The organism is Bradyrhizobium canariense (assembly GCF_900105125.1).
Lineage (GTDB): Bacteria > Pseudomonadota > Alphaproteobacteria > Rhizobiales > Xanthobacteraceae > Bradyrhizobium > Bradyrhizobium canariense_A.
In genome coordinates this window covers 6,785,852-6,803,758 of the sequence record NZ_LT629750.1, presented here as the reverse complement: position 1 = coordinate 6,803,758, position 17,907 = coordinate 6,785,852, and the positions used below count along the sequence as shown (strand labels likewise).

Genomic DNA, 17,907 nt, shown 5'->3' with positions numbered 1-17,907 from the left:
CCTTGTTTCGATTACGTCGAACCGGTCCTCGTCGTGCGTCGTCCGTCCCAGTGTTGTTGTTTGCGTTGTTATTTTGCTTCGAGTGTTGAATAGGTCCCTCTTCCGATCGCCAGCAGCGCGCCTTTCTCGTCGAACACATCGACGTCGGCGACGCCGACACTCTTGCCGGCGCGGCGCACCCGCGACACCGCGACCAGCGCGGTGTCGACCGCGGGTTTGAGATAGTCGACGCGGAAATTGACCGTCGGCAATCCGCGGCCGACCATCATGCCGACCGCGAAGTCACCGACGGTGTCGATCACCGAGGCGATCACGCCGCCATGCCACTGCTTCGATCCCGGACGGCGTTCAAACTCCGCACGCATCACTGAGCGCATGGTGACTTCCTGCTTGATCGGATCCGCATTGACCACGGTGAGGCCGAGAAACAGGTTGAACGGCGAGGCATCCAGCATCTTTTGGATTTCGGCGGCCGTCAGCGCGGTGGTTTCGGACTTGCTCACGGCACCACCACGACTTTTCCGAATACGGCGCGATCCTCGATCACCCGCACCGCTTCCTTCGCCTCCGTGAGCGGATAGGCTTTGTCGATCAGCACCTGAAGCTTGCCGGCCCGCACCAGATCGAACAATTTTTCGATATCCTCGCGCTCCCAACCGTTGGAGCCAAGAACCTTCAATTCGAAGGTCCAGATGAAACGGATATCCTCGGTGGGAGAGTAGCCGGCGGTGGCGCCGCAGGTGAGCAGTCGGCCGCCCAGCTTCAGGCAGCGCAGCGATTTCACCCAGGTGTCGCCGCCGGTGAAATTGACCACGACATCGACGCCGCCGCCCTCGACAAACCGCCGCCGATGCGGCTTGCCATGGCGCTCGAACACCGTCTTCATGAAATCGTTCTGGGTGTAGAGAATAATCTCGTCGGCGCCGAGTTCGGTCAGCCGACGCCCTTTTTCCTCATTGCCGGCGCAGGCGATGACATAGGCGCCCGCAAGCTTGGCGAGCTGGACGCAGCAGACGCCGACGCCGCCGCTGGCGCCGAGGATCAGCACCTTCTCGCCGGCCTTGATCTGGCCGATGGTGTTCATCATCCGGATCGCGGTGCCATAAGCAACGGGCAGCGCCGCCGCCTGCTCGAAGCTGACGCCATCGGGAATCCGGACCAGTTGATGGGCCTTGGCGCGGCAGAATTCGGCGAGGCCGCCGTCCTGGGTTTCGCCCATCAGGCCGCCTTCGACACGGTTGACCGGATCGATCAGAACGCGATCGCCGACTTTCCAGCCGTCGACGCCCGTGCCGATCTCGGCGATCTCGCCAACCACGTCGAGCCCGATGATGACCGGCAGCGGCACCTTGATGCCCGGCATTCCGCGACGCGTGAAGACGTCGTGGTAATTGATCGACGAGGCCTTGACCCGCACGACGACGTCGCCCTCGCCTGCCTTCGGCGTCGGATAATCCGCCTCGTATTCAAGCTTGTCGTTATCGCCATGTTCCCGAAGGACTACCGCTCGCATCTTCCGTATCGCTCCGTTGTTAGGCCGCGGCAGGCGACGCTGTCGCCCGTTGATCCGCTGCCTGTTGCGTCATCAAGATCGCGTGTTGCCCGGCCGGCTTGCCGCAGATCGTCTCCGCGCGGTCCCGGACAACCCCCTTCGTCAAGTCATACATCTCACGCGGTGAACCCGAGCGCGACGTTGGCGGCCTGCGCGTGATCGACCACGATTCCGCGTTCAAAAGGCCGGTACGCAATCTTCGCCGCGTCGAACACCGCGCGCGGCTGGTCCAGCGAAGTCACCTTGAACGTCAGCGCGACCATTCGATCCGAACCGGTGGGATCGGCTAACGCGGCGCCCACGTAACGCTCGGCGACCGCCTCCGGCTTCAATACGAGCACGGTGGCAGCACCGGCCGTAAACGATACGCCGCCGGAAACGGGCTTCAGCAGCGGCGCGCCGAACATCCGCTCGTAGAGCGACGCGGTGCGCGCCGGATCGCGCGAGGCGATCACGAATTCGACGACATCGGTGACGCCGTTGCGATGCAGTTGCCACTCGGGCCGATACACCAGTTCCGGCGTATCGTGATGGCAGAAGAATGTTCGGCCGTTCTGCACCTGCTCGCCACTGACACGGATCACCTTGAAGCGCGCGTCCTGCGCACCGCCCGGCAGCTGGACCGGCCGGGCAAAACTTATCGGCTCGAGCACGGGCACGCCGCGCTCCGTCAGCGCCGCATAAACAAGATTCGCATCGGGTGACTTGAAGACGAGGCCGGTCAGCCCGGCGGGATGCGTCCACAGATCGGCGCGCTTGGTTTCGCGCCCGGGCAGGTAGCCGAGCAGTTCCAGATAATTGTCGCGAAAGATCGCGAGATTGTTACTTGAGCCCAGTGTGTGATGGCCGCGCTCGGTGAGCTGGAAGCCGAGCTTTGTGTATTGCTCGGCTGCCTCACCCAGCTTGCCCATCACATTGACCACGACGTGGTCAAGAACGGGCCTGATGGCATCGACAGAGACAACCATATCACTCACTCTTCTGTCATAAACCTGCGCGGGGCTTCGGAAATACGTAGCAAGATCAATGCCACTTCGCGGCCTGGAACCGTCATTTCACGCAGCCCTCGGATGCGGCGCCTGCTTTGCCATCGAGAATTCGATTGCCGCGTCGACGTGCAGCAATGTCGAGTCGAATACCGGCAGATCGACATGCTGCGGGCCGACCAGTAAGCAGATTTCCGTGCAACCGAGGATCACGCTGTCAGCGCCGCGCGATTTCCCGCGGGCGATGACGTCGAGATAGAGTTCGCGGGAACGCGCGTTGACGATCCCCTGGCACAATTCATCGAAGATGATGTCGTGAACAATGGTGCGGTCATCGGCATCGGGAATGACAGGATCCAGCCCGAAATGATCGCGCAGCCGCTGCACGTAGAATTCCTGCTCCATCGTGTAGCGCGTCGCCAACAACAGCGGCCGCTTGCATCCGTCGGCCTTGATGGCGCTTGCGGTGACGTCGGCGATATGCAGGAGCGGGATCGATACCGCGCGCTGCACTTCCTCGGCCAGCTTGTGCATGGTGTTGGTGCAGATCAGCAGGCAGCCCGCCCCCGCCTCTTCCAGGGCGCGGGCGATATCTGCAAGAATATTGCAGGCGTCGTCCCAGCGCCCCTGCTTCTGCAGGCTGACGATCGCGTCGAAATCGACCGAACGCATCAATATCTCGGCAGAATGAAGCCCGCCCAACCGGGCACGGACCTGCTCATTAAGCTGACGGTAATAAATAGCAGTGCTTTCCCAACTCATTCCGCCAATCAAGCCAATCGTCTGCATTTCTCGCTGCCCGCTCTACACCACATCTCCGTGCTGAGCGGGATAGTAGCAGCGCGGCCGCGCAATCCGGTTGCGTTGCGTCGGCACAATAGACGATCTGTCCGGGAATAAACTTCATAGTTGGGCCGATGTCTGGAATAGAATTTCAAGGCGGCGCCAGAACGCATCCTGCCCATGCTGCCGGGCGCCGCCCGCCATCCTCGCGTATGCATCTCCGGGGCACGACGTACCGGCTTTTCGAAGCAGCGACGCCGCTGGCGTCAGCGCGCTTCTTCGAACCCCGCGAGAACCGCTGTCAGATTGGCCCCAAGAATATCCGACAAATATCCGCCCTCCTGCACGAACACGGTCGGCAGCCCCAAGCCCGCGATCGCCTTGCCGATGCGCTGGAATCCGTTCGTGGTCACTGCGAGACCCGCGAGCGGATCGTGCTCCGACGCATCGAGGCCAAGCGCAACCACCAGAGCGCCCGGCGCGAAAGCCTCGATCATTTTTCGCGCCACGCCGAGCGCCTGCAGGTATCCCTCATCGCCGGTGCCGATCGGCAGCGGAATATTGAGATTGGCGCCAAGACCCGCGCCGGCACCGCGTTCATGGGCATATCCCCAGACGAACGGATAGAAAAAGGTCGGATCGGCATGGATCGAGACCGTCAGGACATCGCCCCGTTGATAGAAGATGCCCTGCGTGCCGTTACCGTGATGAACGTCGACGTCGAGGATCGCTACACGCTCATGCCTAAGCCGCAGATGGGCCGCCGCAATCGCGCTGTTGTTGAGGAAGCAGAAGCCGCCGGCGAGGTCATGATAGGCGTGATGGCCCGGAGGACGACAGAGCGCGTAGGCCGCGTCCTCGCCGTCCAGGATTAGCTGAGCTGCCGTCGTCGCCACATCCGTCGCGGCGCAGGCTGCGGCCCAGGTGCCGGGCCCGATCGGACAGGCCGTATCGACGGTATGCCAGCCGAGACGGCCCACGATGTGCGTAGGGTAAGTCCCGGCATTGCGAACGGGATGCATGTTGGCGATCATCTCCGAACCTGCATCGCTGAGCGCGGACCAGGCGTCCCACGCTTCGGCGAGGAAGCTGAGATATTCGGGGCTGTGGATCCTTGCTCGCGGCCCTTGCCCGAACACAGTCGGCTCAACCAACTGATGCCTGCCGGCCTTGAGTCCCGCCAGCAGCCGATCCGCGCGTTCAGGCTGCTCGGTCGTGCGCTTGACGACACCGCGAACCAGGAAGAATTGCGGATCATGGCTTCGGTGCAGTTCGGTATAGACGGCCTTCACTCAAGTGCTCCTATCTTCGAAAAAAGCAAAAATCCTCGGTGCTGGCCGGGGTCGGGCAATCATGCCGGGAGGACCGGTCCGATACACGCAAAAAAATTCAGCAGATGTCTTCCTCTCGAGGCAGCAGTCAATGATCCAGGCTGAGCGCACATGTGGCGCCAAGGACGAGCCAGCGCGGTTTACGTTTCGACGGTGTCGCTTAGTCTCTCCCCATCTACGGGTACAGCAATTTCAAGGGCCAAGCATAGCCGCGCCGTCCGCTCTTCAGGTTTGCAGGATCCGCGCGACAGCAAGTCAACGACGCTCGTGACCTCCTTACTGGCTGGAGAACTGCGTTGTCAGGGGCGACTTTTGCCTCACAATCGCACAACTATGCCTATCATCTGCCCTTGCCGCAGGGCTGCCCTTTCCATTATGTATATACATGTTATTATGTCTAGACATGATCACGCGAGCCTTGCCGTCATGACTGAAGCTGTCCTCTCGTTCGATGCCATCCGCCAGGATTTCCCGGCGCCGGGATCGCAGTCGAAGATCCGGGTAATCGAAGGAATTAGCTTCGAAGTCGGAAGCGGTAAATTCGTCGCCGTGATTGGACCGAGCGGATGCGGCAAGAGCACGCTGTTGCAAATGGCGGCCGGCCTTTTAATGCCGACGCGCGGCGGCGTGCGCCACCGCGGCCGCGTGATCAGCGATGTCAATCGCGAGGTCGGCTTCGTGCCGCAGCAGGCCCAACTGTTTCCGTGGAAGACGCTCGCGGAAAACGTCGAGTTGCCACTGCTGCTGCGGGGCGTCGCCACCGCCGAACGCAAGAAGCGCGTCGCCTCGGCGATCGAGGCCGTCGGCCTTGGCGGCTTTGAACATTATTTTCCCGGTCAATTGTCCGGCGGCATGCAGAAACGCGGCTCGATCGCACGGACGCTTGTGTATCGGCCGGATGTCATCCTGATGGACGAACCATTTGGTGCGCTCGACGCGCAAACAAGAATGGTAATGCAGGATGACCTGCAAATGCTTTCGAGCGAGGCCGGCGCGACCGTCCTCTTTATCACCCACGACATTACCGAGGCCGTACTGCTCGCGGACAGCGTCGTGATCATGAGTCAGCGTCCTTCACGGTTGCTGGCCAACATCGAAATCGATTTGCCGCGGCCGCGCGATGTGTTCGAACCGTTTCGCAATCCAGGCTTCGAAGCGGCCTATGAGCAGGTGTGGTCGGTGTTCCGGTCGCAAATCGATATTCGGCAACGGTCGCATTGAGACAGAAGGCAGGACGATGAACGACATCTCCGCCACAGCCAGCCCATCGGCCACGGCTGAACTCCCGGCAGCCAGAAGGCGCTCGTTCCGAGGTAAAGCCACGCATTTCCTGACGCTTCTGCTGCCGGGCATCGCGATTTTGATATTCTGGCAATGGGCCGCGGGCCGGCTGATCAAGGAAATCTATGTCAGCAAGCCCACGGCCGTAGCCGAGCGGCTGTACGAACTTTTCAGTTCCGGAGAAATCTATCCGCATCTGTGGACGACCGGCCAGGAGCTTGTGCTCGGCTACGTCATCGGTGTTGCCGGCGGAATTCTGGGCGGCTATGCGCTCGGCCGCTCGCCGCGGCTCGCCAGCATCTTCGAACCCTATGTCATGGCATTCTACGGCGTGCCCAAGATCGCGCTCGCGCCATTGTTCATCATCTGGTTCGGTATCGGCATCTGGTCGAAGGTAGCGCTCGCCTCGATCATGGTTTTCTTTCTCGTGTTCTACAATGTCTATACCGGCGTCCGCGCCGTCGATCGCGAACTGGTCAACCTGACGCTGGTGATGGGCGCAAACCAGCGCCAGCTCACCTATCACGTTTATTTTCCAGCAGCGGCGCCCTATGTCATCCTCGGCATGCGAATGGCCGTGCCTTATAGCGTCATCGGCGTGATCGTCGGCGAATTCACGTCGTCCACCCAAGGCCTCGGTCTGTTCATCCACGAGGCATCGTCGACCTATGATCCGGCTGGCGTGTTCGCCGGCATCGTCATCCTGCTCGCCTTTGTCGTCGTGGCCAATACTCTGACGGGACGGCTGGAGCGGCGCTTTCTCCGTTGGAAAACGCCAACCGCGCGCGCACCAAGCGATATCTGAATTCGGACTGCTGCAACAGGAGCAAATATGTCTTCGATAACCGGCCTGACCCGAGCGATGACTATTGCAGCAGCGTTACTGTTGCTTCCGACCCTGGCATCCGCTGAAGAAACCGTACGCATCGCACAAGGGTTCGCCTCTTTGAGTTTCCTTCCCCTGTGGGGAGCTCGTGCACTGAATAGCTTCGCTCCTCAGGGATTGACCGGAACGGTGGTGGTTTCGCCTGGTGGCGATCCGGCCGCACTCGCGGCCTTGGATGCCGGCGACGTCGATCTTGCCGCGGTCGGAACGGAATCGGTGCTGCGCGCCGCGGCGAAAGGCCAGCCATTCGAAATCGTCTACAATCTGATGTCGAAGGTGACGCTCGAGGTCGTTGTTGCGCCATCGTTCCTGGAAAAGACTGGCGTGAAACCCGGTGATCCACTGCAAAAGCGCATTGCCGCCCTGAAAGGCGCGACCATCGGCGTCGCTGCGGTCGGCGGCACCCAGGAAACCGCGGCGCGATGGCTGGTGGCGAAAGGCGGCCTCGACCCGAAGAGCGATATCAGCATCGCACAGGTCGGCAGTCCCCTCGCGCTGCAGGCAGCGCTGGAAAACAAGCGCATCGATGCCTTCGTGCTGTCGCCGCCTGAAGGCTACCTCGCAACCAAATCGGGCGCCGGCACGATCCTGATTTCGCTCGGCGATGACTTTCCGCTGCTCGCCAATCAGCCCTACCTGGTGCTGGTTGCCAAGAAGCCGATCAACGACAAGGCATCGGCGTTGATCGTCAAGACCGCGCAGGCCATGCAAGCGGCCAGCACGGCCCTGCTGAAGAACCCCGAGCCGACCGCGCAAGCCATTCAGAAGCAGTTCTTCGTCAAAGCCGATCCGGGGGCCATCGACGCCGCAGTCAAATCGCTCAACAGCGGCGTCGCCGGCGGTGGCAAGCTGGACGTGCAGGCCTTCCAGAATCAATTGGTGTTTTCCAAGGAGGTCGGCACCAATTTTGGCAAAGAATTCGACGCGGCCGCGTCACAGAACGATTTGTGGACCAACAGCTTCGTCGAGCGCGCGGCGCAAAAATAAAACGATCGAACGAAGCAACAAGAGAGACTTCAGCCGGTTGGCGTGAACCGCGCGACCAAATCATAGAGGTGTCCGGGATGGGTAATCCGCACCGCGGTGATCGGCTCGCCGTTACGCCACGTTCGTCGCTCGATCACCAGGCATGCCGCGCCCTCGTCGATCTTTAGATCCTTGGCCAGATCCTTGTCGGCGTTGCAGGCCGTGATGCGATGCTCGGCCTCGGTCCAGGGTACGTGACCGACCAGCCAGGTATTCGGCGGTGTCGTTGAAAAGTCTTCGCGCAGCGCGTCCGGCACCGCCTGCAGATTGATCAGCCGATCTTCGATCGCAAACGGTTGGCCTTCCGCCTCATGCAGACAACGTATCGCCAGCACCTGCGCGCGCGCGCCGACCGCAAGACGGGTTTTGTCGTGGGCCAGGGCCACGCGCTTGCGAAGATCAATCAGCCGGTACTGATAGCGTTCGCCGCGCTTTTCGACTTCGCCTTTGAGATCGGGAATCTGAAGAATCGCGGATTGCACCCGCGGCCGTGAGACGAAGCTGCCGGCCCTGCGACGGCGCACCACCAAACCCGCTTCGGCAAGCGCCGAAATCACCTTGTTCACGGTCATGCGGGAGCATGAGTAGGTTTCCATCAGTTCGTGCTCGAACGGCACGCGATGCCCCGGCGGCCAGTCACCGGAGGTGATCTTAGCCTCGAGATCGCCGCGGATCCGCTGGTACAGCGTTTTGGTCGTGCCTTCGGCGACGGCTTTCGGTTTCACAGTCATGCAGAAAGCAACCCCTCGATCACCCGGCGGAAGCGCGGTGCGACCGTCTCCCGGCCAAGGTGCCGGCCGTCTTTAACGACCTTGCGGCCGCGTGCCCAGACGCAATCCACCAGCGACCGACCGGTACCGAAGATCCAACTGTCGAGGATCGCGTCGCCGGCGCGACCGGCCAGCGCCACGCTCTCCGCATCAAGGCTGACGATGTCGGCGAAGGCTCCTTCGGTCAGCCCGGCTTTGGTGACGCCGAGCGCCTGCGACCCGCCGCACAGCGCGCTGTCGAACAGGGCGCGCCCGGTCGATATGGTGTCGCCGGACGCCATCACGTTTCGTGCCTTCAGCGCCAGCCGTTGCGAATATTCGAGTTGCCGCAATTCGTCTGTCAGACCGATCAGCACGTTGGAATCCGTGCCAACCCCAAATATCCCGCTGCGCCCGATGAATTCCTGCGCGCTGAAGGTCCCGTCACCAAGATTGGCCTCGGTCACAGGGCATAGCCCTGCCACCGCACCACAGTCGGCGACCGCGTGGATTTCAGCCGGCGTCGCGTGCGTCGCATGAATGAGACACCAGCGGCGATCGACCGGCGCATGGTCGAACAGCCATTGCAGCGGCCGTTGTCCGCTCCAGGCTATGCAATCCTCGACTTCCCCGGTTTGCTCGGCGACGTGGATGTGAATCGGACCATCCATGGCGAGCGCCACCACTTCCTTGAGTTCGTCAGGTGTGACGGCTCGAAGCGAGTGAGGAGCGAGACCGACCACCGCGCCGTCCTGTCCGGCTACCGCGCGGCGGCTGGCATCTATCAATCGCAAAAATCCGTCGACATTATTGACGAAACGACGCTGACCGGGATCAGGGCTGCGACCGCCAAATCCCGCATGCGCATAAAATACCGGCAGCAGCGTGAGGCCGATGCCCGAAACTTCCGCGGCTGCGGCAACCCGCTCGGCCAGTTCACCCGGATTGTCGTAAGGTTCGCCGGAGACATCATGGTGAATGTAGTGAAACTCCCCGACCCGGGTAAATCCCGCTTCCAGCATTTCGACATAGGCCTGCGCGGCGACGACCTCGATATCGTCGGCCGTCATGCGGCCGACGAAACGATACATCACGTCCCGCCAGGTCCAGAAGCTGTCGGCAGAAGCCTCTCTGAGCTCGGCAAGACCGGCCATGCCGCGCTGAAAGGCGTGGCTGTGCAAATTGCATATGCCAGGAAGCCCGATCCGGTGGCGCTCATCGCCGGGCTCCGCCGGACGACCGCTTCCGATACTGACGATACGCCCGCCGTCGACGACAATCCTGACGGCGTGCGTCCAGCCCTGAGGCAGCAGAGCTTGGTCAAAAAACAATCCCGTCACTCTTTATCTCCGAGCCCGCGAAACTCTGGACAGGCCAAACGGCGCCTTGTAATATGTATAGACAAATAGACGCAATGCCAAGCGCGCAAACGTCTGCAACGGGTCTGCGGGGTTCATGACATCAGTCGATCATATCTGGCATGGATGCCGTCTTGCGACGCTTTCGCCGTCTCGCCAAGGCCTCGGTCTGGTCGATGATGGCGTGATCGCCGCCGCAGCAGGCCGCATCGTCTATGCGGGCCCCGCCTCGGATGCGCCCTCGTCGCTCGACGCCAAGCAAATAACCGATTGCGACGGCCGCTGGATCACTCCGGGGCTGATCGACTGTCATACCCATCTGGTCTATGGCGGCAACCGCGCCCGGGAATTCGAACAACGCCTCGCCGGCGCGAGCTATGAAGAGATCGCGCGGGCCGGCGGCGGAATCGTCTCGACGGTAAAAGCTACCCGGCAGGCAACCACCGAAGAACTGGTCTCCGCCGCTCTCCCCCGGCTTGACGCACTGATTGCCGAAGGCGTTACGACGATCGAAATCAAATCCGGCTATGGGCTCGAACTCGCGACCGAACGCCGTCAGTTGCAGGCCGCTCGGCAACTCGGCAGCGAGCGCCCGGTGTCGATTAGCACCAGTTTTCTCGGCGCCCACACCGTGCCGCCGGAGATGAACGGCCGCAGCAGCGATTATATCGACTTGATCTGCAACACGATGCTGCCGCAGATCGCCGCCGAAGGGCTCGCCGATGCGGTCGACGCTTTCTGTGAAGGCATCGCTTTCTCGGTGGATGAGACCGCCCGGCTGTTTGCAAAAGCGCAAGCCTTGGGTCTCCCCGTTCGTCTTCATGCCGATCAATTGTCGAACCTTCACGGCGCCGCGCTCGCCGCGCGCTTTGGCGCGCTTTCAGCCGATCATCTCGAATATGCCGATGATGACGGCATGGCGGCGATGGCAAGGGCCGGCACCGTTGCCGTGGTCCTGCCCGGCGCGTTTTATTTCATTCGCGAAAAACAGTTGCCGCCGATCGATGCGATGCGCCGGCACGGCGTGTCGATCGCGCTCGCCACTGACAGCAACCCCGGCAGTTCGCCGCTGACGTCGCTGCTGCTGGCAATGAACATGGGTGCAACACTGTTTCGACTGACAGTCGACGAATGCATCGCCGCCGTGACGCGAGAGGCTGCGCGCGCGCTCGGGCTATCAGCGGAAACCGGCAGCCTTGAACCTGGAAAATATTGCGATCTCGCCATCTGGAATATCGAGCAGCCGGCCGAACTGGTCTACCGGATGGGCTTCAATCCGCTCCATGCCCGGGTGTGGCACGGCACCTTGCTTGCTTGACATTCCGAGCTTAAAGGAAATCGGATTATGACCCGCATCGACAATGCCCGCGTCATCCGCGCCGCACGCGGCAGCGCGCTTTCCGCCAAATCGTGGCTGACCGAAGCGCCGATGCGGATGCTGATGAACAATCTCGATCCGGACGTCGCGGAGAAGCCGAGTGAGCTCGTCGTATATGGCGGCATCGGTCGCGCCGCGCGGGACTGGGAAAGTTTCGATCGGATCGTCACGACGCTGAAGCGCCTCGAGCAGGACGAAACACTGCTGGTGCAATCGGGCAAGCCGGTCGGCGTATTTAGAACCCATGCCGACGCGCCACGCGTGCTGATCGCCAACTCGAACCTGGTGCCACATTGGGCAAATTGGGAGCACTTCAGCGTGCTCGATCGCAAGGGCCTGATGATGTACGGCCAGATGACGGCCGGCTCCTGGATTTATATCGGCAGCCAGGGCATCGTTCAGGGCACCTACGAGACCTTCGTCGAGATGGGCCGGCAGCACTTTGGCGGCGACCTCTCGGGCAGGTGGATTCTGACCGCCGGCCTTGGCGGCATGGGCGGCGCGCAACCGCTCGCGGCCGTCATGGCCGGTGCATCCTGCCTCGCGGTCGAGTGCCAGCCGTCACGGATCGAGATGCGGCTGCGCACCCGCTATCTGGACCGCCAGGCCGGTAACCTCGACGAAGCGCTGGCGATCATCGAACAGGCGAACCGGGACCGAAAGCCGGTGTCGGTGGGCCTGCTCGGCAATGCCGCCGAGATTTTTCCAGAGTTGGTCCGCCGCGGCGTGCGGCCAGACGCGGTCACTGACCAGACCTCGGCACACGACCCCGTCAACGGCTATCTGCCGAAGGGCTGGACCACCAGCGAGTGGGAAGCCCGGCGCGAGACCGATCCGAAGAGCGTGGCCCGTGCCGCGCGGAAATCGATGGCCGAACACGTTCGCGCCATGCTGGATTTTCATCGCATGGGCATTCCCGTCGTCGACTATGGCAATAACATTCGTCAGATGGCGCTTGAAGAAGGCGTCACGGACGCGTTCGATTTCCCGGGCTTCGTTCCGGCCTATATCCGGCCGCTGTTCTGCCGTGGCGTCGGCCCGTTTCGATGGGCGGCGTTGTCAGGCGATCCCGAAGACATTTATCGGACCGATGCGAAGGTCAAGGAATTACTGCCGGACAACGCGGCGCTGCATCACTGGCTCGACATGGCGCGCGAACGCATCGCGTTCCAGGGCTTGCCGGCGCGTATCTGCTGGGTCGGTCTCGGCGACCGCCATCGGCTTGGTCTTGCCTTCAACGAAATGGTGGCGCGTGGAGAATTGAAAGCGCCTGTTGTGATCGGCCGCGACCACCTGGATTCCGGATCGGTCGCCTCACCTAACCGCGAAACCGAATCGATGAAGGACGGTTCCGACGCCGTGTCTGACTGGCCGCTGCTGAACGCGTTGCTCAATTGCGCCAGCGGCGCCACCTGGGTGTCACTGCATCACGGCGGTGGCGTCGGCATGGGCTTCTCGCAGCATGCCGGCATGGTGATCGTTTGCGACGGCACGCCTGAGGCGGCAAATCGGATCGCTCGCGTGTTGTGGAACGATCCCGCGACCGGCGTCATGCGTCATGCCGATGCCGGATATGACCTCGCCATCGATTGCGCCCGTGCGAACAGGCTTGATCTGCCGAGCCTGAGCTGAGGCAGGCCGGTATTGAAGATCATTCGCGCCAGTCATTGCCTGACAACGCCGTGGAAGAATGGCGGCGGCTCGACGACGGAGATCGCCGCGGAACCATCAGGCACATCGCTGGATACATTCGACTGGCGCGTCAGCATGGCCCAGGTCGCGTCTGATGGGCCGTTCTCCGAATTTCCCGGGATCGACCGCACCCTTGCCATCGTCAGCGGACGTGGATTGGTACTGACGATCGGAAACGATGCTCCGGTAACGATTGAAGGCGAATCCGAACCGATCAACTTTGCCGGCGACATCCCGACATCGGCGCGGCTCATCGGAGGCGAGATCACCGACCTCAATGTGATGGCGCGGCGTGGGCGCTTCAGTCATCGATTGCGGCGCGTTCGCGAGGCTCTCTCATGCGATTACGATGATAACGACACCGCCGTCGTCCTGTCGCTCAATGGAAACACCACCGTCACTTCGCAATACGAGGTCGCGACGCTCGGTCACGGCGATGCGGCCATTTTAGTGTGCGCGCGCGAAGTTTCCTTCTGCATAACGCCAGCTGTCGGAAGCGACTGCTATCTTGTATTACTGCGTCAGCACCGCGATTAACCGGGCTCGCCATATCCGGCGGCGCGCGCTTCTGCGTCCCAGCGCGTCATCAGACGATAGTCGTCTTTGACGACCGGAGCAAAGGCCTCGAGACAAAGCTGGTCCCTCAGGCCGGCGCAAGCCGCAGCACCACCGAACGTCGCCAGCGTGGTCTGGAGTGCCGATACGATGTCAGGGGGACACTCCGATGCCGCAACCAGAAACGGAACTGGCGCGGGATCGGTGGTCGCGACAATCCTGATCTGCGACGCAAGCTCTGGCTGGTGACGCAGCATCAAATCCAGCGCATAAGAGTCAAGCGGACCGACGTCGATCTCGCCGGCGAGCAACGCTTCAATTACCCGCCGCGGCGTAAACAGCGGGCCAATGCTTTCGCGATAAAGCTTCCTGCCACGCTGCTGATAAAATGGCAGCAGATGGTGCCGCAGCGCGTTGTAGCCGGAATGGGAATCCTCGATCGTGTATCCGAGACGATTGCCAAACGTATCTTCGATCGACGCGAATTTCGAGTTAGCCAGCACAACGAGACGGGTGGCGTACACCGGCCGCCCCGGGATCGGCGCACCGACAGGAACGGGTGCAGCTATCGGTCGTGGTGGATCTGCCGCGAGCGCGTAGGGAAATCCGCACATGAAGGCGCAGGCTAGATCAGTGCGCGACCACAGCTCAGCCAGAGGCAACGGCATGGCATGATCGATCACACGCAGATCGACGCCGGATTCCCGCGCAAGCCATCCAAAGAACTCTTTCCAGGCCAAGGCCGCCGCCGGATTGACCGAATACATTCGTGCATTCGCGACATACGGCATAGGTCGAACTCTCGCGGCCGCCGTTTGATCAGGCAAAGCGAAGGCGCTGGCCTATTCCCAATCGCTCGGATTTTTCCAGCATCGCATGGCCGAGAGCAATATCGGACAGCGAAAGTCCGCGATGCCAGAACAAATTGGTCTCGGTGTCACTTTGCCGTCCGGGCTTAAGGCCTGCGACGATCTGTCCGAGTTCCGCATGCAGGGTTGCTTCGGACAATTTTCCAGCCTCGACATGGGCGCGCAGGCTGCCGAACTTGCCGCCCTTGCACTGCCCCCAATCGTCGACCACCAGCTTTGACATGATATCGGTCAGCGACAGTTCGATCGCGCTCATCGTTCCGTAGGGGACCACGAAGGCTCCCTTCTTGATCCAATCGGTTTTCAACAGCGGCGTCGGCTTGTCGAGCCGGGACGCCTCGACCACGATATCCGCGCCCTCGACGCAGCTCTGCCAGTCCTCGGTTGCGATGACCTTCTTGCCGAGATCCCGGCTCAGGCGTTCCGCAAAACTGTTACGGCTTTCCTCGCGACGCGAGTGCACGCGGATCTCATCAAAGTCGAACAGATGATTGAGCAGGCGTACATTCCAGTATGCCGTTCCCCGCGCGCCGATATGGCCGAGGATCTTTGAATTCTTGCGCGCAAGGTGCTTGGCACCGATCGCGGTCACCGCGCCAGTCCGCATGTCGGTGATGCCGCTGGCATCGAGGATCGCTTTCGGCGCGCCGGTGCGCGGATCGAACAGCGCCAGGATGGCAAGCTCGGACGGAAAACCGAGCTTGTAGTTGTCGACGAAGTCACCGACGATTTTGACCCCGGCTGAATCGATCGGCGCCTTGATGGCGCCGCGCAGGACGTTGAAGTGCCCGTTGGCGACACCGGGCTCGAGATGAACACGGGGCTCGATCACCGTTTCGCCCCTGCCTTGGCTGGCAAGGCTCGCTTCAATGGCCGACAAAATCTCGTCGTCGGTGATCTTGAGTTCGTCGATGTCGAGGCGGTTGAGATAGGCGATGTAGATCGGCGGCACGTACGCACTCCCTCGACTTGAATATGTCTATACATTATTGGGGGAGCGCGGAAAGTCAACAGGGGGCGTGGATTTTCAGATCATAGACTGGTCGAGGTCCCTCACTGCCTGATAGATCACCGCCGCTCCCGCCGTGATCGCTTCGCGGTCTGCCCATTCCTCCGGCGCGTGGCTTTTGCCGGCTCGGCACGGAACGAAGACCATGGCAGATCGCGAGATGCGGCTCATGAATGCCGCATCATGACCCGCGCCGCTCGGCAAATCGGTCTCGCTGAGCGCGAGACCGCGCGCACCTTGGCTCAATGCCGAACGCAAATGGGCATCGCAGGCGACAGGCGAGCCATCGGACAAGGTCGCAAAGGACGCGCGCGTGACCCGAGCCGCCGCCGCGTGCGCCGTGCTTTCCCGATCGATGATATCAACGAATCGCGACGTCAGCGCCGGATTAGTGGTGCGCGCGTCGACAATGATCCGGCACCGCCCGGGCACGATGTTGGATGCCGAAGGATCGACCGTCAGAACGCCGACTGTTGCAACGAAGTAATCCGGCCCCTCGGCGGCCAGTTGTTCGGCTGCCCGGCGCACCGACGCAACAGTGTTGGCGGCAGCTACAAGCGCATCATGACGCAGCGCCATCGGCGTGGTGCCGGCATGATCAGCCTCGCCCTGAAATACAATCTCGATCCGGCGGATGCCGACGATCGACGTGACAATGCCGACGTCGAGCGACTGCGATTCCAGCACGACGCCCTGCTCGATATGCAATTCCAGAAAAGCGCGGATGTCTCCGCGTATTGCCTGATCGAGCCGATCAGGATCGCCACCGACCCGCCGCAGCGCGTCACGCAGCTTTTCGCCGCCGGGCTCGGCGAGATCGAGCATCTTTTCGTCAAGCGAGCCGGTCATGCCGCGGCTACCGATGCATGACAGTCCGTATTCGCTTGGCTCCTCGGCGAGAAAGTCGATGATCTCGATGGTGTGCCGGAACTGGACGCCCGCCTCGCGCAACGACCGTACGATCTCAAGCCCGGTGGCAACACCGGCTATGCCGTCGAACCGTCCTCCGGCCGGCACGGTATCACTGTGCGATCCGATCGCGATCACGCCAAGCGCGGGATCGCTGCCTTCGATCCGCCCGATCAGGTTGCCGGCCGTATCGATCCGCGTGGCGAGCCCGGCCTCGGCGAAGCGTCGCGCGAGCCAGGCACGGCCCTCGAGAAACAATGCCGTGAACGAACGCCGTGTATAAGGCCGGGCGGGATCGGTGATGTCCGCAAGCGCCATCACATCAGCCCAGAGTCGGTCTGCATCGAGGGGTAGATTGGTCTTTGCCATTTGATCCCGGTTTAATGAGAGGAAGTACGCCCTCGGGGCTGCAAAGTGAGGGTCCATAAATACCTTGCCGAAGGAAGCGGCAAGGTAGTTTCACTTCTACCAATGTCGGCTTTGCGCTAATGCGGTCAACTTTTGATCAGAACCGGAAATCGGGTGTGCCCGCCATTTGAGCCGCGGAAACAGAAGACCCTCGAAAATGACGGGCGTTAAGGCGAGAGGACTGATCGTGAGGACGTGCCACGATCTCAAATTGCTGCTCCAGGCACGCGCTCAATATGGCGCGCCGATACTCGAACCCATCGCCCGTAACTCGCTAGTCTCGATCGGCCCACCGGCCGCGCCTGGTGGCGAAAAAATCATTCAGCAGTCGATCCACGGTGAGCGGCGGAACGCGCTCTTCGCTCAGGATCCGGGCAAGCCGCGTCTGGGCTTGTTGGGCGTGGGCCGGCAGGAGCTGGCTCAAGCCGGTGCGGTCGCGGCGGCTGATCGCATCGATAATCCGCACATGCTCATCGAGATTGATCTCCATCTGCGCCTCCAGGACGTTCCGCTCCCGGTTCTCGATCTTATAGATCAGCACCAGCAGGCGCCGGAGGTGACGATGGGTCGAAAGAGCGAACTCGTAAAACAGCGCATTGCCGATCGAGCGGTGCATCCGTAAATGAAACTCTTCGTTCACCGAGGTGATCCCCAGGAAGGATTTTCCCCGAACCTCACGCGTGTAGCGTGCCTGGATTTCCTCGAGGTCCGCAACGAGGCTGTCGTCGTCGAAGCTGCAAAGCTGGGCGAGCACGGTTTCGACCAACTGGTAGGCCATGATGACCTCGCCGATTTCAACAAAATCCAGGCCGCGCACAAACATGCCGCCCCGATTTGGAGAAATATTGACGAGGCCTTCGGCGACAAGCCGATTGATGGCCTCGCGCGCGGGAGTCCGTCCCAACTTGAAATGATTTCGCAGCAGCGGTTCGTCGAGCCTGCTTCCTGGCTGCAGGCTCATATCGATGATTTTGGACCGGATAAGGTCGACCGCTGCGTCCGTTTGAGATGCCTCCCGAGGCTCCTCCGCGGTCCTGCGCGAGCCCCGATTGCCCGAGTTGCGCGCAGCGCCCGGCCTGTTTCGTGCGCCAGCCAACGGTTTGACGCCCTTTGAACGCTTCATGCGTGTCCTCTT

17 protein-coding genes are annotated in these 17,907 nt (G+C 61.7%); 6 read left to right on the top strand and 11 right to left on the bottom strand.

Annotation, left to right across the window (positions count from 1 at the left end; translation table 11 throughout):
* Positions 1-68 precede the first annotated feature (68 nt).
* The 5 genes from BLV09_RS32145 to BLV09_RS32125 form a co-directional block, all read right to left on the bottom strand.
* Positions 69-503 carry a PaaI family thioesterase gene (locus BLV09_RS32145; RefSeq protein WP_244548864.1) on the bottom strand — a complete coding sequence of 145 codons (435 nt, stop codon included), beginning with the start codon at positions 501-503 and terminating at the stop codon, positions 69-71.
* Entirely contained in the window at positions 500-1,513 is a 1,014-nt protein-coding gene (locus BLV09_RS32140; protein WP_100386224.1) for a quinone oxidoreductase family protein, read from the bottom strand. Before BLV09_RS32140 ends, BLV09_RS32145 begins: the two co-directional genes overlap by 4 nt.
* A gap of 155 nt (positions 1,514-1,668) precedes the next feature.
* A complete protein-coding gene (locus BLV09_RS32135; protein ID WP_244548863.1) occupies positions 1,669-2,520 on the bottom strand; it encodes a VOC family protein in 852 nt (283 codons plus the stop codon).
* 87 nt (positions 2,521-2,607) lie between these two features.
* Complete coding sequence (locus tag BLV09_RS32130; protein ID WP_100386222.1) at positions 2,608-3,327, bottom strand: aspartate/glutamate racemase family protein; 720 nt, start codon at positions 3,325-3,327, stop codon at positions 2,608-2,610.
* Between the two features lie 260 nt (positions 3,328-3,587).
* Entirely contained in the window at positions 3,588-4,613 is a 1,026-nt protein-coding gene (locus BLV09_RS32125) for a histone deacetylase family protein (RefSeq protein WP_146690265.1), read from the bottom strand.
* A 150-nt stretch (positions 4,614-4,763) separates the two neighbouring features.
* Here BLV09_RS32125 and BLV09_RS32120 point away from each other — a divergent pair, with 150 nt between their 5' ends.
* Genes BLV09_RS32120 through BLV09_RS32110 form a run of 3 tightly spaced genes read left to right on the top strand, consistent with a single transcriptional unit; the run spans position 4,764 to position 7,806 of the window.
* Positions 4,764-5,873: an ABC transporter ATP-binding protein gene (locus tag BLV09_RS32120; RefSeq protein ID WP_146690264.1), complete on the top strand. Its 1,110-nt coding sequence runs from the start codon at positions 4,764-4,766 to the stop codon at positions 5,871-5,873.
* A 16-nt stretch (positions 5,874-5,889) separates the two neighbouring features.
* Positions 5,890-6,738, top strand: a complete 849-nt coding sequence (locus BLV09_RS32115; protein ID WP_167558955.1) for an ABC transporter permease — start codon at positions 5,890-5,892, stop codon at positions 6,736-6,738.
* A 57-nt stretch (positions 6,739-6,795) separates the two neighbouring features.
* The gene (locus BLV09_RS32110; RefSeq protein WP_167558954.1) at positions 6,796-7,806 is read left to right on the top strand and encodes an ABC transporter substrate-binding protein; all 1,011 of its coding nucleotides are present in this window, start codon (positions 6,796-6,798) and stop codon (positions 7,804-7,806) included.
* A gap of 29 nt (positions 7,807-7,835) precedes the next feature.
* Here the strand turns inward: BLV09_RS32110 and hutC are convergent, their stop codons facing one another.
* Both hutC and BLV09_RS32100 read right to left on the bottom strand, forming a co-directional pair.
* On the bottom strand, positions 7,836-8,576 hold the full coding sequence (hutC, locus tag BLV09_RS32105) for a histidine utilization repressor (protein ID WP_146690261.1): 741 nt from the start codon (positions 8,574-8,576) through the stop codon (positions 7,836-7,838).
* Positions 8,573-9,934 (bottom strand): formimidoylglutamate deiminase, encoded by a 1,362-nt coding sequence (locus tag BLV09_RS32100; RefSeq protein ID WP_146690260.1) that lies wholly within the window; start codon positions 9,932-9,934, stop codon positions 8,573-8,575. The genes hutC and BLV09_RS32100 overlap by 4 nt, the downstream gene beginning before the upstream one ends.
* A 115-nt stretch (positions 9,935-10,049) precedes the next feature.
* Between BLV09_RS32100 and hutI the strand changes: the two genes are divergently transcribed.
* From hutI to BLV09_RS32085, 3 genes are read left to right on the top strand one after another with little or no spacing between them, the layout of a single operon-like run.
* Positions 10,050-11,270, top strand: coding sequence for an imidazolonepropionase (gene hutI, locus BLV09_RS32095; protein WP_146690259.1), 1,221 nt, complete (start codon positions 10,050-10,052; stop codon positions 11,268-11,270).
* Positions 11,271-11,294: 24 nt separating this feature from the next.
* On the top strand, positions 11,295-12,962 hold the full coding sequence (gene hutU / locus BLV09_RS32090; RefSeq protein WP_146690258.1) for a urocanate hydratase: 1,668 nt from the start codon (positions 11,295-11,297) through the stop codon (positions 12,960-12,962).
* Between the two features lie 12 nt (positions 12,963-12,974).
* Positions 12,975-13,559, top strand: a complete 585-nt coding sequence (locus BLV09_RS32085) for a HutD/Ves family protein (protein WP_146690257.1) — start codon at positions 12,975-12,977, stop codon at positions 13,557-13,559.
* On the opposite strand, the gene BLV09_RS32080 is transcribed toward BLV09_RS32085, so the two are convergent.
* From BLV09_RS32080 to BLV09_RS32065, 4 genes are all read right to left on the bottom strand, one after another.
* Positions 13,556-14,368: a phosphate/phosphite/phosphonate ABC transporter substrate-binding protein gene (locus BLV09_RS32080; protein WP_146690256.1), complete on the bottom strand. Its 813-nt coding sequence runs from the start codon at positions 14,366-14,368 to the stop codon at positions 13,556-13,558. The two genes, BLV09_RS32085 and BLV09_RS32080, sit on opposite strands and share 4 nt — an antisense overlap.
* Before the next feature lie 28 nt (positions 14,369-14,396).
* A complete protein-coding gene (locus tag BLV09_RS32075) occupies positions 14,397-15,398 on the bottom strand; it encodes an ornithine cyclodeaminase family protein (protein ID WP_146690255.1) in 1,002 nt (333 codons plus the stop codon).
* Between the two features lie 75 nt (positions 15,399-15,473).
* Entirely contained in the window at positions 15,474-16,733 is a 1,260-nt protein-coding gene (locus BLV09_RS32070) for a Zn-dependent hydrolase (RefSeq protein ID WP_146690254.1), read from the bottom strand.
* 313 nt (positions 16,734-17,046) lie between these two features.
* Complete coding sequence (locus tag BLV09_RS32065) at positions 17,047-17,895, bottom strand: GntR family transcriptional regulator (RefSeq protein WP_146690253.1); 849 nt, start codon at positions 17,893-17,895, stop codon at positions 17,047-17,049.
* Between the last annotated feature and the right edge of the window lie 12 nt (positions 17,896-17,907).